A 24,956-nucleotide genomic window follows, 5' to 3' on the forward strand; every position below is an offset into this window, starting at 1 on the left:
TTTGGAATGGGGGGATGTGCGATGAAAGCGTCGGACATCATGGTTTCCCAAGTCGTCAAAGTTTTGGAAGGGGATACAATTCGGACCGTTATCGAGAAATTGGTCACATATCGCGTAGGCAGCATGCCTGTGGTCAATCACTGTAATCAGATCAAAGGATATGTCAGTGACGGCGATATTATGCGTGCGTTAGGCTCACAGACGAAAGTGATGATGGTATCTCCATTTTTTTCCTCAACCTGGCTGGACACGCAGACGATTGAAGAGAAGTATCGGGACGTCATTACCTCGAATGTGATGGAGTTCGCTACGAAAAAAGCCATCACCGTCAATGTGGATATGGCGATCGATGATGTGGCAACAATACTGGGCCGAAGAAACTTGAAGAAAGTTGTCGTGGAAAAGAACGGCGGCTACTTGGCCGGCATTATAAGCCGTAGCGATTTGATGCGTTATCTGAACGACCAGTTTATGCATAAAAGACCGAGCTGAGTCATTTTCACAAACCGCATACGTGCATGCGTATGCCATCAATAATCCTAACTACGAAGACAATATAAGCAATTTATATTGTGTCCGTAGTTAGGATTTTTTATATGAGCACAAAGCACAAGAAAAGCTCGTTCCTAAGGGCCGCTGAACAGCCTCAGGAGCGAGCTTTGTACTTACATTGACAGGAGGACGATGACCAGCAGTTCGAACAGCACCAGGGTCAAAATTTGGTTGTATTGCGCAGGTGTATAGATCGGACGGTGTTGGCCGCCATGTTGATGGCCGTGCGAGTGGACTTGCAAGTATGCGTGGTGACCGTCTACATTCACAAGTGTGCCTTCGTACGTATGTCCGTCTACTGTCGTAACGCGGATCGTGTGCCCGACATGGGGGTGCAGTGCGCCGTAGATCTGGTCTCTTTTTTGTTTGAGTAATGGCATCCATGAAGGATCAGCCTGATAAATGGTTTGCGGGCCATGATGACCCAGGGGGTAGGACGGGTGGGTATACATGTGTTCCCTCCTTTTCGTATCGCTGCTTGAGCAGCCTGTTGTTCGCCTAGAATTCCATACTAACCTATTCAACAGTTCGTAAAAGGTGCACGCATACCCGCCGGCAATTTCTTTTTAGTCTCGTTTAATGGTGACAACCCTTGTTGCATCATCAAATTCAACTTTGCTGCCCAGCGTCTCGGCGATGAATCGGACAGGGACGAAAGTCGAGCTGTCGTGCAGCGTTGCTGCGCTTTCTAGTTGAATGTTAGCTCCGTTCACGCTCGCAATCTTATTATCCAGTGTCAGGACAATCGTCTTGCCTGTCAGCGCATCGATAATCGTGACCTGCTGCAGATCTCCGTTCCATTTCACTTCGGCGCCCAACTGCTCGGAGATGAATCGAACCGGCACCATGGTGACACCATCGGCATTAATGAAAGGCTGCAAGGAGCCTTCCTCGGCATCACCGCTTTGATTCATGGCCAGATGAATGACTTTTCGCGTAACATGCAAATCGTCTTTCAAAAGCTTGTAAATCGCTGATTGTTTATCTAGTTGGCTGAGGAAAACAAAGAGTGAGCTAGGCTCAGAAGTAATCTTCATCGTACCGCCGGACGTATCAATAGGGTTCAGCTTCATCGGCTTGTTAAGGTCCCACGATTCTGCTGCAAAGCTCAGCTTGTACGCAGCAATGTCTGCATCAGGCTCGGGGGCAGGAATATACAGTTCAGCGGCCTGTTTACGCAGCTGCTTGTTACCGTCTATGAACAGATCCAAGCTGAGGGTAGCCTTGCTGCTAAACCATGAAGATGAGCTATCTTGGCTCGCTTGCCCCAGATCGGCGACAGCCTTCTCTAGAAAGCTTCGTACAGCAGAATAGGCGAACCCAACCGCTACTTGTTTATTTTGCAGCAAAGAGAGGAATACGGAAGATTGCGAATCAGCTCCGGCCTGTTGTTGAATGACGGGGAGAATGGCGTCATACAGCTGACCGATGAGATCTTGCAGCCCTTCTTCGTCTTCAAGCAGGCCGCTCAGCATTGTTGACAGGAGCGACGCTGCCTCAGTGCCGTTCATTTCGATATGCGCTTTTTGCAAACTCAAAGGTTCTTGATTAATCGTATCGGATACTGAAGTTACCGTAATGTGCTGCGGATTGGGCATTTTGGCTATAAGCAGCTTGACTAATGCGGGTTGGATTTGCTGTATCGCGCTGCCCAGCTTGCTTTGGATGCCTTCCGGCAAAAGTGCCGCCGCTTGTGCACTTGTTCCGCCTTGTGCGGCGAAAGGATCAAATACAACGGGTTTCGGAGCCCCCTCGATCTGGATGACATATTGGGTGTCCAAGAGATTCAGCTTGAATGGAATGGAGCCCTTGCTGTACGTCAAGGTACCGTCTGCTGACAAGTGCTGCTTGTCTTCCATGATTGCATGCGTGATTTCCAACTTCAGAGGATTAAACGTATCAACGAGTGCTTGTTCATCGGCTGATAGCGGTTTAGTACCTGGGACCAGCTCGAATTGAATTGAAGTGTTGGAAGCTCCTGAGGTGATGCTGGCATTGTTCTGGATGGCTTGAGCGATATCCAGGCCTTGTACAGCTTGGCAGCCCGTTAGGGCGAAGAGAAGGACAACAAGTGCGGTGGAGAGCCACCAGGATAATCGTTTCTTGGGCATGTGCTTCATCTACTCCTTCATAGTTAATAGAGCAATCAAGAGACCGCGCTGAAAGATTATACGCATGGCAGGCGGGAACGATTCGTTTTAAATATGAAAAGTTTACAAATCATGGCACTTCCGAAACCTTTCTGTTCGAGATACGTCTATAAGTAGTGAGACTTCTAAATGTTGGAATGGTTGTCTGTCTATTCCATGCACGGGAGGTGAGGCGCATGATGACTTTGTTCGCCATATGTTTTTGGGCAGGCCTGACTCTTACGCTGCTCGTCACGTTTTTTGGAGGGGATCTCTCTGAATTTCATGTCGACAGCGGAGGCGGACATGGACACGGAGGGCCGACGGTATTTAATCTGTCTTCGATTTTAGCCAGCATGACGGTATTTGGCGGTGTAGGCTACATGCTGGGGACCGTCGGTATGGAGAATTCGCTCTGGATTTTGCTGATTGCCATCGTTTCGGGGGTGTTGATCGGGTGGCTGTTTTTTATCTTTTATGCCAAAGTGATTTACAAACATGATCACAGCATGAAAGAGAGCGATTTCGACTTGAATGGCCAGTTGGGGCAATTAACCATTCCTATTCATGGTAAGGCAATGGGTGAAATGAAATTCGTTTTGCAGGGCACGAAGCGCACAGTCAGCGCCAAGTCTGACAATGGCGAGTCGATTCCAAAGGGAGCGAAGGTCGTCATTTTGAAGATGCAGCATGGGGTAGCGACTGTAATGGCAATTAAGGACGCGCTCGGTGATTTGGACGGAGAGTAGAGGAGGCAGGGAAGCATGTTAACAGTATTGTACAGCGTTGCGGCAATTGTCATTGTTGTTTTTATTTTACTAATCTCGATTGTGAAAGCGTACAAGAAGGTTCCGCCGAATGAAGCGATGATTGTGTTCGGTCTCGGTGGTAAGCGGGTGGTGCAGGGCGGCGGTTCGTTCGTTATTCCTGGTTTTCAAAGTTACAAGACAATTTCCATGATGCTGATGAGCTTCGATGTGAAGCCGGATCAACCGATGTTTTCTCAGCAAGGCATTCGTTTGAAGATTGAAGCTGTCGCTCAGATCAAAATCCAAAGTGATCCGATCGCCATAGCGACTGCGTCCGAGCAGTTCCTGGATCACTCGTTGGCTGAACGGGAGACGATTATTCTGCATTCGGTGGAAGGGCACCTGCGCGGTTTGGTTGGGCAGCTTCCCGTGGAGTCGATTCTCAAAAATCCGGATGAGCTCAACAGCAAGATGCGGGAGACCTGTTCTGACGATTTGGACAAAATGGGGCTCAGTCTGATCTCCTTCGTACTGAAACGTGTGGCTGACGATCAAGGTTACATTGCCAATCTCGGCGTGCCGGAGGTGGAGCGCATCCGCAAAAGCGCCAGCATCGCCAAGGCGGAAGTCGAGCGGGATATTCAGATTCGCCAGGCAGAGACAGAGAAGGAGGCGGCAATCCGCAGAGCGGAGGCGCACCAGCTGCGAATCGAGGCGGAAACGGCAGCCAACGCCAAGGAAGCGCAGTACCGCAAAGAGCTGAACATCAAGGAAGCCGAATTCAAGCAGGAGACGACGAGCCGTCAGGCGGAGGCCGATCTGGCCTATGAATTGAAACAAAATCAAATTCAACAGTCGCTCGTAACCGAGCAGGTGCGGATCAAGCAGATGGAAGCCGAGGCGAATAAGAATGTTCGCCAGATCGAAGTTGAGCTCAAGCAGCGAGAGCTTGAGGCGACGGTCATTAAGCCGGCTGAAGCGGAGAAGCAGGCCGCTATTCTGCGTGCTGAGGTAAGCAAGCAGCGGCAGATTCTCGAGGCCGAGGCAGAGGCGGAATCGACGCGCAAGCGCGGGGAAGCGATGGCCGAAGCGGAGCTGGCCAAAGGACGGGCGAACGCCGAGGTCATCCGTTTGGCCGGTATTGCGGAAGCTGAGGCGCTGGAGAAGAAAGCGGAGGCTTACAAGCAGTACACGCAAGCGGCGGTCACGGTGGAGATTCTGCGCATGCTGCCGGAATTGGCTGAGAAAATTGCGGCTCCGCTAAGCAATGTAGACAAGATTACGGTCATCTCCTCAGACGGCGAGACATCCGGCGTCAATCGCCTCACCGGCGATATTACCAAAATGATTGCGCAAGTACCGGAGATCACGCAAACTTTAACCGGCAAAACCGTGACGGATTTGGCCAGGGCCTTTTTGGGCAAAGATCAAGCGCTGAAGCCGGCTGCTGATGTGAGTTCGAAAGAATAGAGGAATAGTCGGAAATGGAAATCCCCCCTGTGCGGGGGATTTTTGTTTGATATTCTAGTCAGAAAAGGCGATCCGGTGGAATTCACTGCTCGTCGTGCAGGATAAACGGGGTAATACGGCTAAATAGTTAGGAAAAGCTGCATTTTGCTGGCGATTGATGAGTGCAATGGATGTATGCAGCTGCAAAGTAAGAAAAGCATAAGGAGATGAGCGTATGGAAGATTTACGTTATCCGATTGGCGAGTTTGAACACGAAGGGGATATTTCAGCGGAGCAGCTTCAGCTCTGGATGGCTGACATCGAGTCGACGCCAAACCGGCTGCGTGATGCGGTCAGCGGCTTATCCGACGAGCAGCTGGACACACCGTACCGCCCTGGGGGTTGGACGGTGCGCCAGGTGGTGCACCATGTGGCTGATAGCCACATCAATAGCTACATGCGCTTTAAACTCGCGCTGACGGAAGAAGAGCCAACGATAAGGCCGTATTATGAAGAGCGCTGGGCAGAGTTGAGCGATGGCCGCACCGCGCCGGTCGAGTTGTCGCTGACGCTGCTGGACGCGCTGCACAGCCGTTGGATGCTGCTGCTGCGTGCGCTGCATCAGGAGCAGTTGGCACGTGCTTTCGTCCATCCGGCATCGGGGGCGACGATCCGTCTGGACCGGAATGTCGGCATCTACGCCTGGCACGGCAACCATCATATCGCCCACATCACGCGCCTGCGCGACCGGATGGGCTGGTAAAAGATGAACACCCCCTTGATCCATAATGGGTCAAGGGGGTGTTTGATTTAATCGTGATTGGTGTTACTAGGCAAATAACGGTCAACTTTATCGATCCACTCCTGCACATAGTGATCAGTGGCCCATTGCGCCATGACCAGCTGCTCGCGCTGCTGGAGGTCCAGCGTCAGTTCGGGTGCGCTGTTCGGCGCCTGGCCATAGGAGTAAAACTTCAGCTTACCGCCTTCGAAGATGACCATCATATCGTTCATCGGCGAGGTCAAGGCATCGGTGGCGTTCGGCCAGTTGGCCTTAATGTCGCCCCAAGAGCAGCAGAGCTCGTCATGGTTGACCACTTTGTCCGGCAGGTCACGTGGGAGCTCGTGCAGGTTGTAACGTTCCGAGGTGCCGGCTTCGGCGCGAGTCGTCTCCGCGACTTTGCCGACCCAACGGCCGGGGGCCCGTTCAATCGACCAGCTCTCGCCAGTGAGCTCGCCAATTTGATCTGCCGCCGGCGTAGGGGTAGCGGATGCTGCTGCAGACACCGTCAACGCTTGCGGTGCTGCTGCACCTTTAAGGGAGAGTCGCATGTTGGAAAGCACGCCGTTTATGGATGAATCATACAGGTCTGAAAGCGATACATGATTCTTATCAACAGGCTTATTGTACAGGTGCATCGTATGCCCTTCCTTCAGTTGGGGGAGGGTACGTACCCAGACGCGGTCGGCCTGGTAAGAGGTGTTGCCCACCAAAGCCTCTTCGGATTCGGCGATTGACAAATATTGGTTGCCAACAAAACGCAGCGTCTCGACATGGTTGAGCTTCTCGTTCGGATCGTCGGTGAACGTTTCTGCTTTTGCAGGCTGATCAGCCAAATGCGCCGATAAATAATGAATCTCATCCGTTTTCGTTCTGGCGACAAGCGAGTCGATCTTCCAGAAGTTCTGTTTGTACGGCATGAGAATGCCGTCCCCTTCCGAAGTCTTCTGCAATTTGCCGCGAACCGGGGCGATCAGCATCGTCCGGTACGTGCTGAACCGGATCGTCTTCACCGCCCGGTTGCTGTCCGTTTCCTCATGGTCGGTTCTTAACCCGATTAATAATGCCGTGTTAACGGCCGCAGGCGCGACCAAGGAAGCCGACTGGGCCTCCATGGGGATCGGTGCTTCCATGGCCATAAGGGCCTCGCTTCTCGTATGTATCGTATTCCAGGGATACAACAGCAAGACAGCTGTCACAGCGCCGATTCCGGCGATGACGAGAAAAGGCTTCATGCGTGGCTTCGCGCGTTCCTTACGGTCAATCGCTTGTTCAATCTCACGTTGGAGTTTGGACGTAAACCCTGTTTGCTTGAGCGGTCCTGACTCCAAATCTTCCTGCATATCATCCGGATCAGGAGTTTTCAAGCGCTTCACGCTCCTTCATTACCTTCAGTCTGGCATGATGGAGCCTTGATTTGACGGTCCCTTCTGAAATATTGAGCACAGCGGCCATTTCTTTCGTCGAAAGCTGATAATGGGCGTGCAAAATCAAAATTTCCCGATATTTTGGGGGTAGGGAAATCACTTTTTTCCATATATCACTGGCATATAGCTTCTCCATCGCTTCATTCTCCGCGGACTGCGATGTACCGGTGGATTGAATGAAACCAACCAAGGTAACCTTGCGCCAAAATGCTTTGCGTAAATAATCATATGCTGTATTCCGGGTAATCGTAAGCAGCCAAGTTTTGACGGAGGCTTCGCCCCGGAAAGTTGTCAGGTTGCGGTATACTTTCAAAAAAGCGTCCTGGGTAATGTCATCGGCAAGGTCCATATTTCGGCAAATACTGAACGCATAATTCCATACGTCATTGCCGTAAGCCTCCATCAAGTTGCGCAGGATTGCTTTCTGATCGGTCGTTTCAGATACGTACTTTAAATATTCAAATACATGGACACCGGTCGTCTCCATACTCTCACCTCTCCAAAAATTAGACGTAGCAAGCGGAAAAAAGTTCGTAAAAAATGAAAATAATTATGGTCACAATCAAGGGTGGCATTTCGTCTTTATTGGCGTGGTAAACCGCAAGGAGTATACTACGCTTAAAGGAGTGATAAGACCGTGAATATTGCCAATCTATATGATGAATATAAGCCTCTATTATTTTCAATTGCTTATCGGATGCTCGGTTCGGCTGCCGACGCTGAAGATATGGTTCAGGACACGTTCGTCAATGCGCAGCAGCTGCCAGACGATCAAGTGCGCCATGTCAAAGCCTATCTGTGCAAAATGGTGACGAACCGCTGCATCGATTATGCGCAGTCTGCGCGCAAGCGCCGGGAACTGTATGTCGGCGAATGGCTGCCGGAGCCATTGATCGTTAGTGCGGATGATCCGCTGCATGCGATCGAGCGCGATGAGACATTCTCCTATGCCTTCATGGTATATCTGGAACGGCTGACGCCTGTAGAACGGGCTGTCTTCATCCTGCGCGAAGCCTTCGAATATGATTATACCGATATTAGCGACATTGTGGGTAAATCCGAAGCGAATTGCCGGCAAATTTTCAGCCGTCTCAAGCGGAAGCTGCAGGATGAAGAGGCCCCTGTTGTCCAGGCGGATGAGCATGCGCGCAGCTTAGCGCGGCAGTTTCTGCACGCTTCCAGCACAGGCGACCTGGAAGGGCTGATCCGCTCGCTGACGGAAGACGTCGTTATGTACTCCGATGGCGGCGGCAAAGCGCTGGCGGCGCTGCATCCGATTCTGGGCCGTGAGCGCGTGATCCGGTTTCTACTGGGGATTCGTTCTAAGTATAAGGAGCGCAATTACGAGTATCAGATGATACCAATGAACGGCCAAAATGGCATGGTGATTACAGAGGATGGCATGGTGGTAGCGGCGATAAATCTCGAGCTGGATGAGCGAGGCAGTGTGCACCGTCTGTATTTTATGCGAAATCCGGATAAATTGGATCTTTTCAAAACGAACAAATAAGCCCATTCCTTCGATATACCATTCGAAAGAAGGGCTGGATATCAGTCAGTCTTTCCTGCGGAAATTGTGGTAGGGGGTTGCTTAGATCGCAATGGGGAGGAGATCCTTAGCGGGCCGGAGAATTCAAAACGGGATGATTATTGTTTAGTTTTCCTACAGTCAGCGCGTTGTATTGCCACAAGATCGCCTTGATCGAGGATGCTTCCTCCTCTTTATCATACTGGACCAGTACGGTCACTTCCGGCAGCTTGTCAGACTTCCTTGTGCGCTGTTGTTTGGGCTTCAGCAAATAACTAACGGCGAAGGCGGCAGTGAACCCGCCGATGGCATACACAATGCCCCAAATAATTGGCCCCCACTCGAGGATGAACCCGACGCTGATCCCGATGACACTGGCAGCTGTCGCGCAGGCGATCCCGATTTCTATAGGCCTGGACATCTGATCATAGCGCTGGTTGGTGAAGCGAATCGCAGGGCTGGAATCGGTATCCATGAGGACGGGAATGATTCGGCTCTTGTCGATGCCGCTGTGCTCCAGGTTGGATAACGCCTGTTCGACTTCAATAGAGTGCTCAAATGTGCCTACGATCCACAAGGGTTGTTCTCCTCCCGAGAAGCCGGATAACACGCATTGGGAATTGTCATAGCGGTCTGTTAAATACTGGCGCTGCAGCGTACGGAACAATCGATTCTGTTCGATGGAACTCGTGTAAGCATGATACATGGCTCCGCCAATGACGGAAGGCATAAACATCAGCCATTGCGGGTGCAAGATGCTTTTGACAAGGTGTCCGTTGTGTGTAAGGAAAGCAAGAACAGCCTCATAGGTGTGGGAGAAGGTCAGATAAAACCACCACCAGAATATCCCGTAGAAGCCAAGCCAAATGTGCTTGTTATACAACTGGCCGAGGCCTGGGAAGAAGAAAGAGCAGGCCGCTGCTGCAAGCGGGTGTTTTTTTTCGATATATTGAATGCCTGTTGATTTGAGTAAATAATTAGAAACGCGACCGTTCTCGAGAACAGCCAATTCATATTGTTTGTTCATCTCGAGCGCGCAGCGATAGCTGTCCCAGATAGCAAAAAGATAAATAATCATATACCCGAACGCCCATAAAGGCTGGACAGCTTGTTTAGCCATTTCAAAATTGCCGCAAAATGAATACACCATGCCAATATTAATGCTGGCAAATGAGTTAATAAATACCTCTGACAGGGTCAAAATAATGCCGATGGAGTTCTTGTATAAAAGCAGGTGACTGAATCCGGGGAACGAGGCCGACCACCAAGCGACCATATACGGATTTTGCCGTTGTAGATAGACAATATCGAATCGTCGGATCGAAACGAGCGGCCATCTTGGGTTCGAATGGTGACTCACAGGGACCTTCCTCTCGACACTAGAAGTGTTTCAGTTAGTATGGGAAATCATGGCTAAAGTCATGCATGATGGCCTAATAAACGCCTGCGACAATCTTGACAACTTCCCGTCCCAGCCGCAATATGTAGGTATGGACGCAGGACGCTGTCTACCTAATCAAGCCCCAGGGGAAGAGGAGAACGCATGAATTTCGTTGAGCATGTCTGGGATCATATTCGCTCCGGACAAATTAACAACTATCCACAGCCGGTCGCACTGAACATGGGACTTGCGTATACAGTGAAACTTAGCGATAAGAAGACGAATTTATTTTGGCTGCCTTTTGAATATTCAGGCCTGGTGTACAGGGATACGGGCTATCAGGTCAATGTACATCCTTATTATCGAGGGGCCATCATTGAGGAAATTGAGCTTTCACGGGGGACGGACCTGCATAAGCCGCAAACGGAAGAGGCCTTCATCAAAGCGATCTATATGAAAAGCTGGGAGATGCATCAACTGCTCCAGCAGGACAAATATGCTTATTTGCAAGGAAGCGTACCGGATTATTTGACCAAAATGATGTATATCACTGACTGGCTTCGTTATTATAATTCCGTTAGGGTCATTGGACAACAAACGTCTTTGACCGGATAAACAAGAAGGACCCCGCAAGGGGTCTTTTTTATTCATCTCGCACAAAGGAAGGCTGGGAGAGCTATTCAATAGTGAAGCTATAGTCCCAACGGGCGTAGTTCCTTTTCTTGGATACGTCTAGGCTTCTAGCAGGTTTTCAAAGCGGATGGGAAGGCTTATCCTATGTGTTATGCAGATAGAACCTCAAATTATGGAGAAGCGGAGAGTCACAAATGATAAGGTTGAAGAGATGTCTGGCAATAATCGCTTTATGCAGTATCATGTTAACTGGTGTCGTACAAGGGAAAGCGGAGGCAGCGGGTTTTACGGATATTCATGGTCATTGGGCGGAGCAGACGATAAGCCAAATGGCGCAGCAGGGCCTTTTGGACGGGTTCCCGGATGGAACTTTCAGACCGGATGAATCCGTCACAGCGGACCAGTTCGTGAAGATCGTTCTGTTAGCCTATACGGATATATATCCGAATGGGGAACGCAATTGGAAACCGTCCTTTATCCAATCGCTGAGCGCCGCCAATCAAGGCATTCTGCAGCAGGATTACCGGGATTTTACGTTCAAACCAGAGACAGTGGGCTATTGGGCGAAGCCATACCTGGATCTGGCCAGCGACCTTCACTTCATAACAAAAGGCCAGTTCGTCGATTACAAGGCCAAGCTCAAGCGTGAGGATGTTGCGGAAATTTTATATTATTTGCTGAAAGAAACGGAGTATTTGGAGGACGAGGTCTACAGCCAAAAGATGGCGTCCCGGTTCGGGGATTTGCAAAGTGCGAGCGCGAGGCAGCAGAAATTTATCGGTGAGTCGTTGACGAAAGGGATTATGGAAGGATACCCCAATGGGTATTTTGGCGTAGGCCGTTATGTGACGAGGGCGGAAGCGCTGCAAATCATCGCCAGATTGCAAAATAAAGCGAAGCGCCTGAACGTCGGCAATGCTGGCGACGGGTTCGTGAAAGTAGTGCCGACGAAGGACGGCAGCTATAAGAAGTTGATCTTCCCTGATGAGCGCATGCTGCAGGCTTACGAGGTGATGGAAGAGGCGGGCAAGCTGCGCGGAACGAACTATGACCTGGAAGAGACGACGCTGCGGCTGTTCAAGGATGCCAATGCCAAAAGCTTAGCGGTTGGCGGCGCAACGGCGGCGGTGCGCAACAGCAATGAGGCGTCCTTGTGGCTGGATCCGCAATTCGCCACATACGGCGTGACTGTACGCTTGGAGGACGGGACGCTGGCGCGGAATATGGAAAGCATCCGCAAGTTTACGGATTACCTGTTCGGGTATGACGCTGAGACGTTTTTCCGAGCATTCAGCGATGCGTGTGCGACGGCGGCGGCCAAGGGCATGCTGGAGACAACGACGCAGCAGATTGGCAGCTACTCGGTCGAAACGCGTCTAGAGCCGGATGGTAAGACGCTCGTGTTCTCTATTATTCACAAATAATAAGGCGGCGACTTGGGCGCAAGCGGGCATGTACATTTTGGCGAAGATCAAGGGGGTGCTGGTTAATTGCTACGTGACGTTCAGCTGGGGCAAGGAGCCGCACAACGTTGTCCACAGCGCCGACGATGGGCAGTAGTTTGTTGGACTTAAGGAAGAGGCAGGCAGCTAGCTGAGAGGCTAGTTGTCTTTTTTTACACGACAGACTCACCGCATGGTGTAATGTGCTGCATTTGAAAGCCTTTGACCCGGTCGAGGGTCGTGATAGTTTATGCAGGAGAAAAGTGGCATTGTCGAGGGGCTTTGTCGGCTTTGGCTGTCAGTTAAATTTTTGGTATCATAGTAGACGTAATTAAAGTATGTTGTATTCATGGGAAGCGAGGGTGTTGGTGAATGTTTGCGAAGTCTATGTATGAGGGAACAAGGGAAGAAAATTATACACTGTTGATCAGCCAACTGGAAGCGCTGGTTCACGATGAACACAACCGGATTGCGAATTTATCCAACGCGGCAGCGCTGCTTCAGCAATTCTTGGAACATATTAACTGGGTGGGCTTCTACCTGTTGGATGAGGAAGAGAAAGGCCTCGTGCTCGGGCCGTTCCAAGGACTGCCGGCATGTGTGCGGATTCCGCTGGGCAAAGGCGTATGCGGGACATCGGCACAGGCCAAGGAGACCGTCCGCGTGGCTGACGTGCATGAGTTCCCGGGACATATTGCCTGTGATGCAGCCTCCCAATCGGAGATCGTAGTGCCCATTGTCAAAAACGGTGAGCTCCTCGGAGTGCTGGATATCGACAGCCCGATCAAAAACCGCTTTGATGAAACCGATCAGCAGTACCTGGAGAAATTCGTTCAGGCACTGGCTGCCGCTATGTAAGCGGATAGTTTGAATAGATTTCGGCGAGTTCTTCTTCCGAGCAGAAGCTGCAGCTTGTCAAAATGTTCGTGTTCCGCAAGCGGGTGCTGAGCAGCTGCAGCTGCCTTGTCAGCTGATTCTCAAGCGTCAGATCGGCGATGCTGAACTTGATCCCATATTCATATAGCGTGCTTTGTAATATATTTTTTCTGGTAATGGTACCGAGCACCTTCATTTCCTGACTAAAGAGCTGGAATGTAAATTCGAGCAGCAAGTTCATATTCACTGGAAGATCCAACGGCGTGTGCATACGAACACCGCCTGCACTGATATCCTTGATCGAGATCTTGGTATATTTCGTGTCGGTGGCCTTATTTTCAATGCCTATGATTTTGAACTTTGCGGATAACGGAATCTGAAGGTTGATTCGGAAGCTTTCCCGTTTATTGAATGGCATAATCATCGACCTTTAGAGAATGGTAGGTCAATTATACTATAATTTCTAGTCATATTGAACTGTTTTATGCCAGTTGTTGGATGGGAAAAATTTACAGCGGCGGGGCGGCCGAGCGCCTGCCGCATATCCGCAATAATAAAAAGAGGAGCTAAGCGTATAAGACGCCTAGCTCCTTTTGTCTTTGAGGAGATCTGCCACGCTTGAACAGCGCTGCAAGGCAGCTCCTCTATAAGGTTGTGCTGATGATGGAAGCAAGCAGCTTGCGCATCGATCTCGTTCCGACCTTGTCCATTATTCTATCAATATGCACCTTCACGGTCTTCTCGCTGATGGTACAATGCAGCGCAATTTCTTTATTGCTGTATCCTCTTAAGGCGATAAGGCTGACAACTTCCGCTTCCCGATTGGTCAGCAGATGAATCTGGGCAAACCGCTTGATAACAGCATGATTGTTGTTTGGACATCCGTCGGGCACCGGGCTATCTTGTAATTGTTGCATCCACGAACAACCCCAGTATACCAAATTTATAAAATAACGAATTTAATCTTATCAGAATCGACAGTTGTTGGTGGACTGAACATTTGTCGAATTTTAGAATTTTTCCTTAGTCCCTGCTTTGGACGACAAGCAAAAGCCCAGTGGCAAGCTCGATGAGACCGGACTCTTCCAGCAGCACATTGCTGATGCCAAGGGATTGGCCGATCTGCAGCGTTGCCTGATGCAGCGGGTATTGGAAGCCGTGGAGCGTAATGCCGGTCACCTCCAAACTGAGGGGCAGCAAAGATACGTGTGTATACCGACCACGCAAGATGCGTGTCTTTTGATGAATGACAATGATTTCGTTGCTGGCATCCACGATCTTGCAGGTGACTCCTTGCTCCAGCCCTTTACGCAACAAGTGAACGTTTGCAAGCGAGTGGTCGAAGCGGGTCCCCAGCGCACCCAACAGCACAATATGAGAAGGCTGCTGGGCTAATGCCCATTCAAAGGCCATCTCCGTGTCGGTCAAATCCTTATAGATCGGGTCGCAATCCATGAACGCCTGGCTTGCAGCCCGGATACGGTCTTTTTCTTCCTCCTTGACCGAATCAAAGTCTCCGAGAGCCATGTGCGGTTTGTACCCGTGCTCGACGAGAAAGAGCGCCCCGCGATCCGAGCCGACAAGTATATCGCCCTCATGCAGCTCTTGCCGAAACCATTCGCCGAGAGTTCCTCCCGTTACGATAACAATCCGTTTGTCCTTCATTCCAGCTCCGTCTCCTCTAGTTCATATCCATTCATTATACCATAAATGGACAAAAAACCGAGCTGCAGCAGCGCAGCTCGGAGGCTCAAAATCTTTAAAATCTTAAGTCGTCGAAGTTACACGACGCCGCACCTTTGTATTCTCTTTTTGATCGTGGTCAATTTCTGCTTCGTTCATCGAGAAGCCTTTCAGTTCCCAAGTCGTCTGTCCCAGAATGACATCGGCGGGGAATTCATCGCCGCGTTTCAACGTAACTTCGCGTCCAGCCTCGTCCGCATAAACGCCATCCGTCTCGACTCTTTCGCCGCTCATAGGGTCCATGGTTTTATCGTTAGACATGCCGCATTCCTCCTTTCGCATAGCCTATCCATTACTTTCTCCTGGGGTGTAGGAAATTATGAGTAGAACATGTAGAATGGTATGAGGCTAACGCAGACAAACTGGGATTGGAGTGTATAATCAACATGGCTTTATGGGGAACTATTGTGAATGCGCTCGCGATCATCGTCGGGGCTTTGCTCGGAATGATGCTGCCGCGCATTTCGGAAGGAATAAAAAACACAGTGATGCAGGGCCTTGGGCTCGCAATCGCTGTGCTCGGTTTGACAATGGCTTTTAAATCGGATCGAATTGTGCTAATCATTCTGAGTCTCGTCATTGGCGGCATGATCGGCGAATTGCTGCGGATCGAGCAGCGCCTTGAACAACTGGGAGACTGGTTGCAGCGCTCACTGCGCAAAAGAATCGGGTCCGGCGCACAGGGGAGCATTTCCGAAGGCTTCGTTACGGCCACGCTCATCTATTGCATCGGGGCCATGGCTATTCTGGGGCCGCTCGACAGCGGGCTGCGGCATAATCATACCATTTTGTACACGAAATCGTTACTTGACGGCTTCCTGTCCGTTATTCTGGCTTCCACTCTGGGCATTGGCGTCATGTTCTCGGCTGTGTCCGTGTTCGTGCTGCAAGGAATGATTGCGCTGGCGGCGACGCTGATTGCGATGGCTTTCAGCCAGGCATCCCTGGATGCGATGATCGTGCAAATTACAGCCGTAGGCGGGATTCTTGTTCTGGGTGTTGGCTTGAATATTTTACAAATCAAAAAGTTCAATGTAGCCAATATGCTGCCGGCCTTACTGATCGCAGCGGTATTCGTCCCGCTGCAAAACGTGCTGCTGGAGTGGTTCCATCGCTGGTTCTAACCGTTTTGCTTAAGCGGGAGTTCCATTAAATTTGTAGCCGACGCCTCTCACCGTAATAATATAGCGGGGTTCAGCCGGATTGGACTCAATCTTTTTGCGCAGATTACTGATATGTACGATGAGCGTTCGTGGATCGCCTACACTATCGAGACTCCAGACCAGCTCGAAGAGATGCTCGATTTTGTAGACGCGATTCGGCGTTTTGGCCATGAGCGACAACAGGTCGAATTCCTTGGCTGATAGCGAGATCGTTTGGCCGTTCACTTTGACAATGTGGCTGACCAAGTCAATTTCCAAACCGGGAAACTTCACGATCTGCGGGTCGTCCTTATGCTGCTCGCGAATCGAATAACGGCGCAAATGAGCCTTCACTCTGGCGACAAGCTGGCTAGGGCTGAACGGTTTCGTCATATAATCGTCGCCACCCATGCTCAAGCCTAGAATAATGTCGATATCCTCACTCTTGCAGGAAATGAACAGAATAGGCGTGTTGCTCGTTTTGCGCAGTTGGCGGCACACCTCAATACCGTCAAGTCCAGGTAACAGGATATCCAGAATGATGAGATCGGGGTTGTGCTCTTGAACGATTTCGAAAACATCTTGCCCATTATTTGAGGTTATAACCTGATAGCCTTCCCGGGCGAGGTAGAGTTGTATTAACTCGACAATCTCAGGCTCGTCATCGACGATGAGTATTTTTTCACCTGACATACTTAAAATCCTCCTCAGTTACGGAAAGAAGCTATATTCCTGTTTGAGGCAATTACTCCTATCACCTCAAATTTTACTTTTATTATAGAACGATTGTCCTGTAGATTTCTAACCTTTTCTTGGAAAATGTTAGGGTATAATTGAAATCTTGGTCCAGATAGAGGAAAAGCATAAATCATCTGTCATTTTTCGACGTAAATTGACCTAATCTTTGTAAGATCTTTATAGAATCTTTATGTTTGCATGCTACGCTACTTTTGTCTCTATTTGAGGTGGAAAAAAGGTGGCGGCGAAGCTGAGCGGCATGGCACATTCGGACAATACGAAGCTGGCATGGTTAGAAACAGACCGATTCATGTATCAATTTATCGAACAAGCCTGGGATCTCTTCTGCGTGATCGATATTCAGGGCGATTTGTTGTATGCTTCACCGAGTTTCGAACGTGTTGTCGGGTTTCATCCGATGACACTGGATCATATCTTTGCGCTTGTTGACTCCGAATATCGGATGGATCTGCATAAGCTGTTCATCAAGACGATGCAGAGCCTGAGCAGCAGCAAGCTGGAGTTCCGGGCCAAACGCGCAGCCGAAGGCCATGTATGGCTGGAATGTACAGCGATTCCAATCAAGGACAACCACGGTAATCTGGTGCAGATTACATATGGGCTTAATGATATTACGACGCGCAAACACCAAGAAAACCGGCTGATTGCGATGGCTTATCACGATCCGCTGACAGGATTGCCTAACCGCAGGCTGTTTAAGGATCAGTTGAGCCAGATGATTGCAGGCACGAAGCGGAACGGCACGCCATTCGCCTTATTATACTGTGATATCGATGATTTTAAGACGATCAACGATACGATGGGTCATGATGTCGGCGACGGCTTCCTGCAGGAGTTTGTGACGCGGATTCAAGGGTGCTTAGGCGACAAAGACTTTTTCTCGCGCATGGGCGGTGACGAGTTCGCCATCCTGCTGCATGCCATCGACTCCGAGGCGCAAGTGAACGGGGTTGCTCAGCGGATTGTAAGCTGTATGGAACAGCCTTGGGAGGTTAAAGGGCATTCATTTCGGGCAACCGTTAGCATAGGCATTACGCTGTACAATGAGTTTAGTGACGGGACAAGCATCATGAAGCAAGTGGACGTAGCGCTTTATCAGGTGAAAACGAGGGGCAAAAGAAACTTTCAGCTTTTTCAAATGAATTCGATGCCGAATGAGCGGCAGACTTAAATACAACCGTTGTGATGTGCGGAGCACTTACAGCGGTTTTTTTGTTGTCTCCAATATTTACTCGTAGCCCTAACGGTATACATTCCTGCAAAATAGAAGTTAATGTGCCGAAGTTTTTCAAATCCTCGGGTAAGGAGATGATGTTATTGAAAATTCGAAGGAAGCTCACGAAGCTTGCTGCTGTAGTCTCCATTGCAGCGTTAATGACGACTTGGCTGAGCCAGGACGGGCAAGTGAAAGCCGAGGCAATATCCGCTCAAGGAAAATTTAATATGTCATATATGTATTTTGGGAGTCCGAGCACGTATGTGTCCCAAGTGAACAAAAGCGGACAAACACTGGATGTGGTATCTCCTAGTTATTTTCATTTAGATAGCGTTGGCAGTTTGCAACTGGATGATTCGCTGCAGGCCTCTTTTATTACGGAGATGCATGCGCAAGGGAAAAAGGTAGTCCCGTTTCTGAGCAACGATTTCGATGCGGCGGTCGGAGCTGCAGCCATTACGAACCGCGACACGCTAGTTGATCAACTTGTGCAGGCGATTCAATCCAATAATCTGGATGGCATTAATATGGATATTGAAAATGTGGATGCGGCTTACCGTGATCAATACACGGATTTCGTAAAGATGCTTCGGGACAAGCTGTCGAGCAGCAAGGAAGTATCTGTGGCGGTAGCGGCAAACCCGACAGGCACGACCAAGAGCTGGATCGGTCTTTATGATTACAAAGCTTTGTCTGCTGTCAGTGATTATTTAATGCTAATGGCATACGATGAGAGCTACCCGGGTGATCCGACGCCCGGTCCTGTGGCTAGCATGCCCTTTGTCGAGAAATCCATTCAGTATGCGCTGACCCAGATGCCGTCTGAAAAACTGGTGCTCGGCGTTCCGTTCTACGGGCGCTACTGGAACCAGGACGCGTCCTTCAATGGCTCCGGGGTTTCCCTGCAAACGTTGAATAAGCTGATGCAGACGTATCAGGGAACGACCCGGTACGACTCCGCGAGCCAATCACCCGTGGCTACGTTCGTGATTCAACCGAATGATCAGGAAACGACGATTAGCGGGAAAACGCTCCCTGCCGGCACCTACACGGTCTGGTACGAGAACGAGCAGTCGTTGAAAGCCAAGCTTCAGCTCGTTAACAAGTACAAGCTGAAAGGAACAGGAAGTTGGAGCTTGAATCAGGAGCTCGCGTCTACGTGGGATTACTACAGCCTGTGGGTGGACGGCTTCTATTTTGCCGATATGCAGAAGCATTGGGCTCAAGCGGACGTGCTCGCCGCAGCGAACCGCGGCTGGATGGTCGGCACTTCCTCGAGTGCATTCTCGCCTGACACGGCGCTCACCAGGGCTCAAGCCGCGGCCATTATGGTCCGCGTGCTGGGCCTTTCCGGCGAATCGGTCTCTGCATCCGCCGCTGGCTTCAAAGACGTGCCTGCTTCCCACTGGGCGCAGCAGGACATCCTGATCGCGAAGCAGCACGGGCTGATCCAAGGGATCAGCGACGATCGCTTCGCGCCGGATCAAAGCATTACGCGGGAGCAGATGTCCGTGCTCCTCTCCCGCGTGCTGAAGCTGCAGCCGAAGAGTGGAACGGCTGCAAAGTTCTCCGACGTGCCAGCAGACAGCTGGTCGGCTGAGGCTATTGCTGCGATGAGCAGCAACGGCCTCGTCGACGGCTACGCAGGCGGCACGTTCCGCCCCGGCGCGTCGTTGACACGCGCCGAGATGGCGACGCTGCTCAGCCGCGTCGCACCGCTGCTCGCGAAGTGAGCAGCGACATGAAGAAGCCTGCGCATCTTAGGTGCGCAGGCTTCTTGGCGTTTACCGCGGCGGCCGTGGGGGCCGCGGGGGGTGGAGCGCGTCTTCGAAGTCGCCGACGCCGACGTCATCGCCGAGCTTCACGAAGGTGGTTTGCTGCTTCGGTCCCGGCTTGTTAGTGACCGACTGCCGGAAGTGTTTGATCCTTGTTTCCGATTGCGAGGTCACATTACTACCGATCTGGAACAGTGCGGAGGAGGAAACACCGAGAATGCGCACGGGTCCGACACAAATGAACGACCCCCAGTTATTGACCGTCATCTGGACGGGTTCCGGCGGCTGGGGGACAGGGAAAGGCCTACGGAAGAACGGGTAAACGTCGAAATTGCCCTCATTGCCGTAGAAATAAGGAATTTCCCTCTGGACGGCCAGGGCTTGTGTGTGCAGCTCCGTTCGGACATGATCCCCGATATGTAAGATGCTGCTTGAGCTGATGCCGTTGATGTCGACGGAATCAACGATTGAGATGCGCGCCATTTGCTTACCTCTCCGCAGGCAGCGGCACAAATGGCGAAATAATGACGGATTCAGGCGGCGTATCGAACATCGATGACAGCGTAATATTTTTCGTATCGCCAATCAAAAAGATCGAGGAGCTCGCAACCCCGATGATGCGGACGTTGCCGACGTTTAGCTGCTTATTTTCCACACAGAAGTTAATCATCAGTCATCATCCTTCCTTCTTGGGTAAGCTGGCTATGTATGTTTCAAGCGCACTCAAAATATCCTGCTTCGTTTTCTCCATAATGCTAGTGGTGATCGCTTCCATCGGTTCTTTAAAACCGACGCCGCGGTACTGATTCACATAATGTTGAATGCGGGTATCCAATTGCTTGCGGATATCGTCGAGAATCAGCTCTTTGTAGCCATCATCGAGCGGCTGCCGGTATTTCTGCTCCAGGCTCCGCAGATCGGCCTGCACCTCTTGCTGCAAATACTGATCGATGCCTGAGGACACATCTTGTTGGATGGAGGAGCCTGGCGCTGCCGCCGGCTGTCCGGATATTCCCGCCGGACCTGATTCCGGACCAGCCTCGGCCATACCCTCGTTCATGAAGCCGGGGAAACCGTCACTGCCGACAGGAGTCCCATTCACAGAGAAATCTTCGATCCCCTTCAAGGTGCTGGGATTGAGACCGATGGTCAGCGTGCCATCGAGCTTCTCGACCTTAAGCTGGTCAAAATTGTATTCGATTTTATCAATATGAATCTTGGATTGCTCTTTGGCACTGCTGATGTCGGTTTGCATTTTGCCCATAGTTTGCTGGAGTTGGTTCACGGTTTGCTGCAATTGGTTCACGGTCTGCTCCAGTTGATCGATACGCTTCTGCTGTGCTTCCAGGCAGGTGCAGATCTGTTGAGCCCATTGCTGCCAAGTGACGGGATTGTGCATCTTCAGGTGCACCTCATTTCTTATTTCGCTAATGGATGCGGTGATGGACGCTTAAGCGGAATCACGTTGGAGGCGGCAGGGGAACGAGGGACAACGGGTTGGTCGCGCTCGTGCCGAGCTGGGCGGCTGGTTCGACGAAGCCTCCTGTGTTATAGAGGTTGGATAAGGAACGGATCGATCCCGCACTGCCGATTTGCAGAACAGAGGAGTTGGCGACAGAGCCCACCTTCAAATATTGAATCATGATCGATTGATGGATCGTGCAATTCATCTATTTGTGAACACCTCGCTTTGTTAGATGATCACTCCGCTTGCATTGTTCTCGATCAGATCGGAGTCGTTCGTTACCGTATTGCTGTAAGCATTATAGATACGAGGAAAGTCCCCAGTGTTGAAAGAGCCTGCGCCGGCAAATGTTTTGGAAGAACTGTTGGGGCTGATGATGACGGAATCGCCGAAATGTACAACAGAACTGGGTCCCACGGTGAGAATTTTGACAACGCCTACGATGGACGGCATAGATGCTCCTCCTTGCTTCAAGCCTTCACGTTCAGTATATGAGGACATTCGCCTAGAGGTGCCCTGATTTTTGGGCGGGCTGTTGTCACGATCCGCACGTATACACATATACTGTTTATGAAAATGAGGTGATGAGCTTGAGCGGGTTTAGCCGCCACCCTTGGCTGAAATGGGAGCAGATTGAAAAGTTTTTAGGGCAAAAGCTGCCTTTCGGTGAAAAAGGGCAGACCTTTCTAGATAATATGTCGTGGGTTGAAGGATATGTACAGGACATGCTGAAAAAAGCGATGCCGAACACGGAGGTCAACACATCCTCTCGAGCCGGATCCACCTCGACGGAAACCTTTGAGACGCACGAACATGTGATCGTCAAAGTGAAGCTGCCCAAAGACGAAGATCCGAGAGCCATGCGTGTATTCGTGAAATCCAATCAAATTAAGATCACAGGTTATTTGAGCGGCAAAAAGAAGACTGTTAAGCTTCCGACCCTTGTGCTGCCGCGATCTACGCGGGTGACCTACAAGCAGCGGATATTGGAGATCCGGGTGCGGAAAAGCGGGCTCAAAGAGCATTATGTCGAGGCGTTTATTCGATTCTAGCCGGACGGAAATCAAAAGCCCTGTACCACCTGATAAGGGGGGACAGGGCTTTGTGATAGACGGCGCGCTGGGTCAGACACATGTTATCGGCAGTGTGACGATCACTGTAGTGCCGCGGCCGAGTTGGCTTTGAAGCTTGATCGTTCCCTTATGCTGCTGGACGATGTTCATGGCGATCGCGAGGCCGAGGCCTACGCCGCCTTGCTTGCGATTCCTTGCTTTATCCGCCCGGTAAAAGCGATCGAAGAGGTGGGGCAGATCTTTCTCGGCGATGCCAATGCCCTGATCGATAAAGAGCAGCTTGACGGATTCAGCGTTCTCCTGTTCGATGCGAATCTCAACGGCCTGCTTGCTGTATTTGAGCGCGTTGTCGACCAGAATGACGAGGAGCTGCTTGATTTTGGCAGGGTGTCCGGTGATCTGCAGCTCTTCCATATTCGGCGGCAGGTGAACTTCAATGCTGCGGCCGGAGGACACTCGCAGCGACGAGGCCGTTTGCCGGGCGAGATGCAGCAGATCAAAGGGAACGGCTTGTTCGCAGCTTTCACGTTCCATACTGGTTAAGGACAGCAGCTGTTGGGTGAGGAGCTTCAATTGGGTGGCCTCAGACTGAATCGCGTCCAGTGCTTCTTCGCGCAGCTTATCATCACTGAGGGCCCAGCGGCGAAGCAAGCTCGCATAGCTGTCGATAATCGTAAGCGGGGTGCGGAGCTCATGGGAGGCGTCGGCGAGAAACTGTTCCTGCTTCTCGAACGTTTCCTCCAGGCGGTCCATCATCCGGTTGAACGTCGCCCCCAGCCGATAAAGTTCGTCGTTAGGCCGATTCTCTGACAGTTCGATGCGGCGGAAAGCGCCGCTATTCTCAATGTTCTGCATCGTGCCGATGAGATGGAGGAGCGGCCGGAAGATGAACTTGGTATATTGATAGCCCCCTATGAGAGCAATGAGAAGCGCCCCGACCGAAGTTAGCAGCAGAATCGAGATGAGCGTGTTGGAGTATTCGCCTAACTTTTTTAGGCTCCGACCAATCTCTAACGTGGCCACTTGATGGCCTTGGTCAAAGACAGGAACTCTGACGAATATGTAAATACCGTCGCTGGCCGTCTCGACCGTATCGGTTTCCTTGTTTACATAAGTTGCGTGATAGCGGAGCAAGCTCACATCTGTATAAATCTGGTAGAGCACTTTGGAATCCGGAGTAATGTAGCGCAGCATTTCCTGCGGAATGAGGAACTCATCCAACTGGCTGTTATCTGTCCAGTACTCCGGGTGATGAGGCAAGTCACGCTGCAGCAGCGCGCGCGTTTTTTCCTTCAGCAGTTCGATCTCGCCGTTGGTCGTCACACGAATGAACATGTAGTAGACGAAGGTGAAGCTGAAAAAAAGGATTAGCATGAGTCCGGCGGTCATCCAAAGCGTGAACTTGACCTTCAGACTCATCGTTGCGTTGTCTCGCCCTTCGCAGGGGCGGTCCCTTCAGCATCCGGATCTTCTTTGTTTAGAGATTCGCATTTGAGCATATAACCGACACCGCGAATCGTCTGGATCAGCTTGCAGGAGAAGGGTTTGTCAATCTTTTGCCGCAAATAGCGGATGTACACATCAACTACGTTGGTATCGCCTACAAAATCGTATCCCCAGACCTCGGAAATAATTTGCTCGCGGGACATCACTTCGTCTTGATGCTGGATGAGGAAGCGGAGCAAATCAAACTCGGTCGGCGTCAATTCGATCGGCTTGCCTTCGCGAACGACGGCCCGGCTTTTTAAGTCCATCGTCAGGTCATCGATCTTCAGGACATTGGCATCGACAGGCTGCTCCTGCAGTTCCCTCTCGCGGAGCAAGCGGCGCACCCGGGCCAGCAGCTCCTCGATGGCAAACGGCTTGGTCACGTAATCGTTTGCTCCCTGATCCAGGCCGCTGACGCGGTCAGGCACCGCATCTCGTGCAGTCAGCAGGATGATGGGAAGAAGCGCATCGACTTGCCGAATGCGCCGGAGCACCTCAAGCCCGCTCATCTCGGGCAGCATAATATCCAGCAAGACTAGTGCCCAGTCCGATTCTGTTAAAGCGGCATGCAAGCCGCTGCGACCGTCGGTTTCAATATGAACCTGATACCCCTCATGCTCCAGTTCCAACTGCAGCACCCGGGCGATACGATCCTCATCCTCAATAAGCAGAATGCGGCTCATGCGGGTATACACTCCCTACCTTTTTTGGTTAATATCCGCAATCCGGGCTGAAAGTATCCTCTGCAAAGTCCGTCTCTGCACAAAGAGTGGTATTAAGATGGTGACCGCCAAGCGCCGAGCAGCTTGCGGATGAGGACAATCTGCCCGGCATGATGGGCATCATGCAGGATCCAGAGCGGCAACTCCTGACCGAGCGTGGAGGAGGCGCCATAGGGGCGGCTAAGGTCGGCATCTGTCAGTGCGCCGATCGCTGCGCGTAGTTGCTTCGCGATGGCATGCGCATGCTTGACGGTGGCTTGCCAGCTTTCCGCGTCGTCCGGGTTGCCCGGGGGGCCGAAGGTTTCCTCATTGTTGCTTGCGCTTTTGTCAAAGGCTGAACCGGTTAGACGGCTTACCAATCTTTCGTTGTAATAGTTCATGTGGTTTAACGTTTGCCAGATGCTGTTGGCTCCGCCGACCGGCTTGTAGGCTGCTTCTTTGGCTGTGAGCCCGTTTAAGGCGACAGAGACGGGAACGATCCATTCTTCCTTTTCCCAGATGTGATCCCATTGCAGGACAAGCTGATTCACTTGATTTTGACTCATGTTTGGATGGCCTCCTCATTGGGGAAATTGGGTGTGGGCGTTGAAATGTAACTAGCTAATAGTTGGTTAAGGCGTTACAAT

At 51.1% G+C, this 24,956-nt stretch carries 30 protein-coding genes; 12 read left to right on the forward strand and 18 right to left on the reverse strand.

The window, feature by feature from the left end:
- Positions 1 to 21 precede the first annotated feature (21 nt).
- Complete coding sequence (locus tag O9139_RS07980; protein WP_270878923.1) at positions 22 to 492, forward strand: CBS domain-containing protein; 471 nt, start codon at positions 22 to 24, stop codon at positions 490 to 492.
- Positions 493 to 665: 173 nt separating this feature from the next.
- Here O9139_RS07980 and O9139_RS07985 read toward each other — a convergent pair whose 3' ends face one another.
- Together O9139_RS07985 and O9139_RS07990 are read right to left on the reverse strand one after the other, a co-directional pair.
- Complete coding sequence (locus O9139_RS07985; protein WP_270878924.1) at positions 666 to 1,004, reverse strand: LSm family protein; 339 nt, start codon at positions 1,002 to 1,004, stop codon at positions 666 to 668.
- Between the two features lie 114 nt (positions 1,005 to 1,118).
- Positions 1,119 to 2,663, reverse strand: a complete 1,545-nt coding sequence (locus O9139_RS07990; RefSeq protein ID WP_270878925.1) for a copper amine oxidase N-terminal domain-containing protein — start codon at positions 2,661 to 2,663, stop codon at positions 1,119 to 1,121.
- 215 nt (positions 2,664 to 2,878) lie between these two features.
- Between O9139_RS07990 and O9139_RS07995 the strand changes: the two genes are divergently transcribed.
- The 3 genes from O9139_RS07995 (at position 2,879) to O9139_RS08005 (ending at position 5,642) form a co-directional block, all read left to right on the forward strand.
- On the forward strand, positions 2,879 to 3,430 hold the full coding sequence (locus tag O9139_RS07995; RefSeq protein ID WP_270878926.1) for an NfeD family protein: 552 nt from the start codon (positions 2,879 to 2,881) through the stop codon (positions 3,428 to 3,430).
- 15 nt (positions 3,431 to 3,445) lie between these two features.
- Positions 3,446 to 4,900: a flotillin family protein gene (locus O9139_RS08000; protein ID WP_270878927.1), complete on the forward strand. Its 1,455-nt coding sequence runs from the start codon at positions 3,446 to 3,448 to the stop codon at positions 4,898 to 4,900.
- Positions 4,901 to 5,114: 214 nt separating this feature from the next.
- Positions 5,115 to 5,642 carry a YfiT family bacillithiol transferase gene (locus tag O9139_RS08005; protein ID WP_270878928.1) on the forward strand — a complete coding sequence of 176 codons (528 nt, stop codon included), beginning with the start codon at positions 5,115 to 5,117 and terminating at the stop codon, positions 5,640 to 5,642.
- Between the two features lie 47 nt (positions 5,643 to 5,689).
- Here the strand turns inward: O9139_RS08005 and O9139_RS08010 are convergent, their stop codons facing one another.
- Both O9139_RS08010 and O9139_RS08015 read right to left on the reverse strand, forming a co-directional pair.
- Positions 5,690 to 7,027 (reverse strand): hypothetical protein, encoded by a 1,338-nt coding sequence (locus O9139_RS08010; RefSeq protein WP_270878929.1) that lies wholly within the window; start codon positions 7,025 to 7,027, stop codon positions 5,690 to 5,692.
- Entirely contained in the window at positions 7,014 to 7,574 is a 561-nt protein-coding gene (locus O9139_RS08015; RefSeq protein ID WP_270878930.1) for an RNA polymerase sigma factor, read from the reverse strand. Before O9139_RS08015 ends, O9139_RS08010 begins: the two co-directional genes overlap by 14 nt.
- A 150-nt stretch (positions 7,575 to 7,724) precedes the next feature.
- On the opposite strand from O9139_RS08015, the gene O9139_RS08020 reads away from it, so the two are divergent.
- On the forward strand, positions 7,725 to 8,597 hold the full coding sequence (locus O9139_RS08020; protein WP_270878931.1) for an RNA polymerase sigma-70 factor: 873 nt from the start codon (positions 7,725 to 7,727) through the stop codon (positions 8,595 to 8,597).
- 106 nt (positions 8,598 to 8,703) lie between these two features.
- Here the strand turns inward: O9139_RS08020 and O9139_RS08025 are convergent, their stop codons facing one another.
- Complete coding sequence (locus O9139_RS08025; RefSeq protein WP_270878932.1) at positions 8,704 to 9,975, reverse strand: hypothetical protein; 1,272 nt, start codon at positions 9,973 to 9,975, stop codon at positions 8,704 to 8,706.
- 183 nt (positions 9,976 to 10,158) lie between these two features.
- Between O9139_RS08025 and O9139_RS08030 the strand changes: the two genes are divergently transcribed.
- From O9139_RS08030 to O9139_RS08040, 3 genes are all read left to right on the forward strand, one after another.
- Positions 10,159 to 10,611, forward strand: coding sequence for a hypothetical protein (locus O9139_RS08030; RefSeq protein ID WP_270878933.1), 453 nt, complete (start codon positions 10,159 to 10,161; stop codon positions 10,609 to 10,611).
- Positions 10,612 to 10,823: 212 nt separating this feature from the next.
- Entirely contained in the window at positions 10,824 to 12,053 is a 1,230-nt protein-coding gene (locus O9139_RS08035) for an S-layer homology domain-containing protein (RefSeq protein WP_270878934.1), read from the forward strand.
- 390 nt (positions 12,054 to 12,443) lie between these two features.
- Positions 12,444 to 12,929 carry a GAF domain-containing protein gene (locus O9139_RS08040; protein ID WP_270878935.1) on the forward strand — a complete coding sequence of 162 codons (486 nt, stop codon included), beginning with the start codon at positions 12,444 to 12,446 and terminating at the stop codon, positions 12,927 to 12,929.
- On the opposite strand, the gene O9139_RS08045 is transcribed toward O9139_RS08040, so the two are convergent.
- The 4 genes from O9139_RS08045 to O9139_RS08060 all read right to left on the reverse strand — a co-directional run bounded on the left by O9139_RS08045 (position 12,922) and on the right by O9139_RS08060 (position 14,951).
- Positions 12,922 to 13,365, reverse strand: coding sequence for a PilZ domain-containing protein (locus tag O9139_RS08045; RefSeq protein ID WP_270878936.1), 444 nt, complete (start codon positions 13,363 to 13,365; stop codon positions 12,922 to 12,924). The genes O9139_RS08040 and O9139_RS08045 overlap by 8 nt on opposite strands.
- Before the next feature lie 226 nt (positions 13,366 to 13,591).
- Complete coding sequence (locus O9139_RS08050; protein WP_270878937.1) at positions 13,592 to 13,864, reverse strand: helix-turn-helix domain-containing protein; 273 nt, start codon at positions 13,862 to 13,864, stop codon at positions 13,592 to 13,594.
- A gap of 106 nt (positions 13,865 to 13,970) precedes the next feature.
- Entirely contained in the window at positions 13,971 to 14,612 is a 642-nt protein-coding gene (locus O9139_RS08055) for a thiamine diphosphokinase (protein WP_270878938.1), read from the reverse strand.
- A gap of 102 nt (positions 14,613 to 14,714) precedes the next feature.
- Positions 14,715 to 14,951, reverse strand: a complete 237-nt coding sequence (locus O9139_RS08060; protein WP_270878939.1) for a hypothetical protein — start codon at positions 14,949 to 14,951, stop codon at positions 14,715 to 14,717.
- A 125-nt stretch (positions 14,952 to 15,076) separates the two neighbouring features.
- Here O9139_RS08060 and O9139_RS08065 point away from each other — a divergent pair, with 125 nt between their 5' ends.
- Positions 15,077 to 15,814 carry a DUF554 domain-containing protein gene (locus O9139_RS08065; protein WP_270878940.1) on the forward strand — a complete coding sequence of 246 codons (738 nt, stop codon included), beginning with the start codon at positions 15,077 to 15,079 and terminating at the stop codon, positions 15,812 to 15,814.
- 9 nt (positions 15,815 to 15,823) lie between these two features.
- Here the strand turns inward: O9139_RS08065 and O9139_RS08070 are convergent, their stop codons facing one another.
- Positions 15,824 to 16,525 (reverse strand): response regulator transcription factor, encoded by a 702-nt coding sequence (locus O9139_RS08070; protein ID WP_270878941.1) that lies wholly within the window; start codon positions 16,523 to 16,525, stop codon positions 15,824 to 15,826.
- Positions 16,526 to 16,808: 283 nt separating this feature from the next.
- Between O9139_RS08070 and O9139_RS08075 the strand changes: the two genes are divergently transcribed.
- Both O9139_RS08075 and O9139_RS08080 read left to right on the forward strand, forming a co-directional pair.
- Complete coding sequence (locus O9139_RS08075) at positions 16,809 to 17,762, forward strand: sensor domain-containing diguanylate cyclase (RefSeq protein ID WP_270878942.1); 954 nt, start codon at positions 16,809 to 16,811, stop codon at positions 17,760 to 17,762.
- A 146-nt stretch (positions 17,763 to 17,908) separates the two neighbouring features.
- On the forward strand, positions 17,909 to 19,540 hold the full coding sequence (locus O9139_RS08080) for an S-layer homology domain-containing protein (RefSeq protein ID WP_270878943.1): 1,632 nt from the start codon (positions 17,909 to 17,911) through the stop codon (positions 19,538 to 19,540).
- Between the two features lie 51 nt (positions 19,541 to 19,591).
- Here the strand turns inward: O9139_RS08080 and O9139_RS08085 are convergent, their stop codons facing one another.
- The 5 genes from O9139_RS08085 to O9139_RS08105 form a co-directional block, all read right to left on the reverse strand.
- Entirely contained in the window at positions 19,592 to 20,065 is a 474-nt protein-coding gene (locus O9139_RS08085; protein ID WP_270878944.1) for a spore germination protein GerPE, read from the reverse strand.
- A 4-nt stretch (positions 20,066 to 20,069) separates the two neighbouring features.
- Positions 20,070 to 20,252 (reverse strand): spore gernimation protein GerPD, encoded by a 183-nt coding sequence (locus O9139_RS08090; protein WP_377525822.1) that lies wholly within the window; start codon positions 20,250 to 20,252, stop codon positions 20,070 to 20,072.
- A gap of 6 nt (positions 20,253 to 20,258) precedes the next feature.
- Positions 20,259 to 20,981: a spore germination protein GerPC gene (gene gerPC / locus O9139_RS08095; protein WP_270878945.1), complete on the reverse strand. Its 723-nt coding sequence runs from the start codon at positions 20,979 to 20,981 to the stop codon at positions 20,259 to 20,261.
- A 61-nt stretch (positions 20,982 to 21,042) separates the two neighbouring features.
- Positions 21,043 to 21,252 (reverse strand): spore germination protein GerPB, encoded by a 210-nt coding sequence (locus O9139_RS08100; RefSeq protein WP_270878946.1) that lies wholly within the window; start codon positions 21,250 to 21,252, stop codon positions 21,043 to 21,045.
- 23 nt (positions 21,253 to 21,275) lie between these two features.
- Complete coding sequence (locus O9139_RS08105; protein ID WP_270878947.1) at positions 21,276 to 21,500, reverse strand: spore germination protein; 225 nt, start codon at positions 21,498 to 21,500, stop codon at positions 21,276 to 21,278.
- 137 nt (positions 21,501 to 21,637) lie between these two features.
- Between O9139_RS08105 and O9139_RS08110 the strand changes: the two genes are divergently transcribed.
- Positions 21,638 to 22,099 (forward strand): Hsp20/alpha crystallin family protein, encoded by a 462-nt coding sequence (locus tag O9139_RS08110; RefSeq protein WP_270878948.1) that lies wholly within the window; start codon positions 21,638 to 21,640, stop codon positions 22,097 to 22,099.
- Positions 22,100 to 22,171: 72 nt separating this feature from the next.
- Here O9139_RS08110 and O9139_RS08115 read toward each other — a convergent pair whose 3' ends face one another.
- The 3 genes from O9139_RS08115 to O9139_RS08125 all read right to left on the reverse strand — a co-directional run bounded on the left by O9139_RS08115 (position 22,172) and on the right by O9139_RS08125 (position 24,875).
- Positions 22,172 to 23,539: a sensor histidine kinase gene (locus O9139_RS08115; protein WP_270878949.1), complete on the reverse strand. Its 1,368-nt coding sequence runs from the start codon at positions 23,537 to 23,539 to the stop codon at positions 22,172 to 22,174.
- Positions 23,536 to 24,291 carry a response regulator transcription factor gene (locus tag O9139_RS08120; RefSeq protein ID WP_270878950.1) on the reverse strand — a complete coding sequence of 252 codons (756 nt, stop codon included), beginning with the start codon at positions 24,289 to 24,291 and terminating at the stop codon, positions 23,536 to 23,538. The genes O9139_RS08115 and O9139_RS08120 overlap by 4 nt, the downstream gene beginning before the upstream one ends.
- Before the next feature lie 92 nt (positions 24,292 to 24,383).
- Positions 24,384 to 24,875 carry a DinB family protein gene (locus O9139_RS08125; RefSeq protein ID WP_270878951.1) on the reverse strand — a complete coding sequence of 164 codons (492 nt, stop codon included), beginning with the start codon at positions 24,873 to 24,875 and terminating at the stop codon, positions 24,384 to 24,386.
- Positions 24,876 to 24,956 lie beyond the last annotated feature (81 nt).

The sequence above is a fragment of the Paenibacillus aestuarii genome (assembly GCF_027789125.1).
GTDB lineage: Bacteria > Bacillota > Bacilli > Paenibacillales > NBRC-103111 > Paenibacillus_E > Paenibacillus_E aestuarii.

Bases quoted from the DNA above. Each gene is read 5' to 3' on its own strand.
- O9139_RS07995 (WP_270878926.1), top strand. From the start codon at position 2,879: ATGATGACTTTGTTCGCCATATGTTTTTGGGCAGGCCTGACTCTTACG.
- O9139_RS08115 (WP_270878949.1), bottom strand. From the start codon at position 23,539: ATGAGTCTGAAGGTCAAGTTCACGCTTTGGATGACCGCCGGACTCATG.
- O9139_RS08050 (WP_270878937.1), bottom strand. From the start codon at position 13,864: ATGCAACAATTACAAGATAGCCCGGTGCCCGACGGATGTCCAAACAAC.
- O9139_RS07985 (WP_270878924.1), bottom strand. From the start codon at position 1,004: ATGTATACCCACCCGTCCTACCCCCTGGGTCATCATGGCCCGCAAACC.
- O9139_RS08005 (WP_270878928.1), top strand. From the start codon at position 5,115: ATGGAAGATTTACGTTATCCGATTGGCGAGTTTGAACACGAAGGGGAT.
- gerPC (WP_270878945.1), bottom strand. From the start codon at position 20,981: ATGCACAATCCCGTCACTTGGCAGCAATGGGCTCAACAGATCTGCACC.
- O9139_RS08085 (WP_270878944.1), bottom strand. From the start codon at position 20,065: ATGGCGCGCATCTCAATCGTTGATTCCGTCGACATCAACGGCATCAGC.
- O9139_RS08120 (WP_270878950.1), bottom strand. From the start codon at position 24,291: ATGAGCCGCATTCTGCTTATTGAGGATGAGGATCGTATCGCCCGGGTG.
- O9139_RS08045 (WP_270878936.1), bottom strand. From the start codon at position 13,365: ATGCCATTCAATAAACGGGAAAGCTTCCGAATCAACCTTCAGATTCCG.
- O9139_RS08040 (WP_270878935.1), top strand. From the start codon at position 12,444: ATGTTTGCGAAGTCTATGTATGAGGGAACAAGGGAAGAAAATTATACA.
- O9139_RS08030 (WP_270878933.1), top strand. From the start codon at position 10,159: ATGAATTTCGTTGAGCATGTCTGGGATCATATTCGCTCCGGACAAATT.
- O9139_RS08060 (WP_270878939.1), bottom strand. From the start codon at position 14,951: ATGTCTAACGATAAAACCATGGACCCTATGAGCGGCGAAAGAGTCGAG.
- O9139_RS08035 (WP_270878934.1), top strand. From the start codon at position 10,824: ATGATAAGGTTGAAGAGATGTCTGGCAATAATCGCTTTATGCAGTATC.
- O9139_RS08100 (WP_270878946.1), bottom strand. From the start codon at position 21,252: ATGAATTGCACGATCCATCAATCGATCATGATTCAATATTTGAAGGTG.
- O9139_RS08125 (WP_270878951.1), bottom strand. From the start codon at position 24,875: ATGAGTCAAAATCAAGTGAATCAGCTTGTCCTGCAATGGGATCACATC.
- O9139_RS08000 (WP_270878927.1), top strand. From the start codon at position 3,446: ATGTTAACAGTATTGTACAGCGTTGCGGCAATTGTCATTGTTGTTTTT.
- O9139_RS08015 (WP_270878930.1), bottom strand. From the start codon at position 7,574: ATGGAGACGACCGGTGTCCATGTATTTGAATATTTAAAGTACGTATCT.
- O9139_RS08090 (WP_377525822.1), bottom strand. From the start codon at position 20,252: ATGATTAACTTCTGTGTGGAAAATAAGCAGCTAAACGTCGGCAACGTC.
- O9139_RS08105 (WP_270878947.1), bottom strand. From the start codon at position 21,500: ATGCCGTCCATCGTAGGCGTTGTCAAAATTCTCACCGTGGGACCCAGT.
- O9139_RS07980 (WP_270878923.1), top strand. From the start codon at position 22: ATGAAAGCGTCGGACATCATGGTTTCCCAAGTCGTCAAAGTTTTGGAA.
- O9139_RS07990 (WP_270878925.1), bottom strand. From the start codon at position 2,663: ATGCCCAAGAAACGATTATCCTGGTGGCTCTCCACCGCACTTGTTGTC.
- O9139_RS08070 (WP_270878941.1), bottom strand. From the start codon at position 16,525: ATGTCAGGTGAAAAAATACTCATCGTCGATGACGAGCCTGAGATTGTC.
- O9139_RS08055 (WP_270878938.1), bottom strand. From the start codon at position 14,612: ATGAAGGACAAACGGATTGTTATCGTAACGGGAGGAACTCTCGGCGAA.
- O9139_RS08065 (WP_270878940.1), top strand. From the start codon at position 15,077: ATGGCTTTATGGGGAACTATTGTGAATGCGCTCGCGATCATCGTCGGG.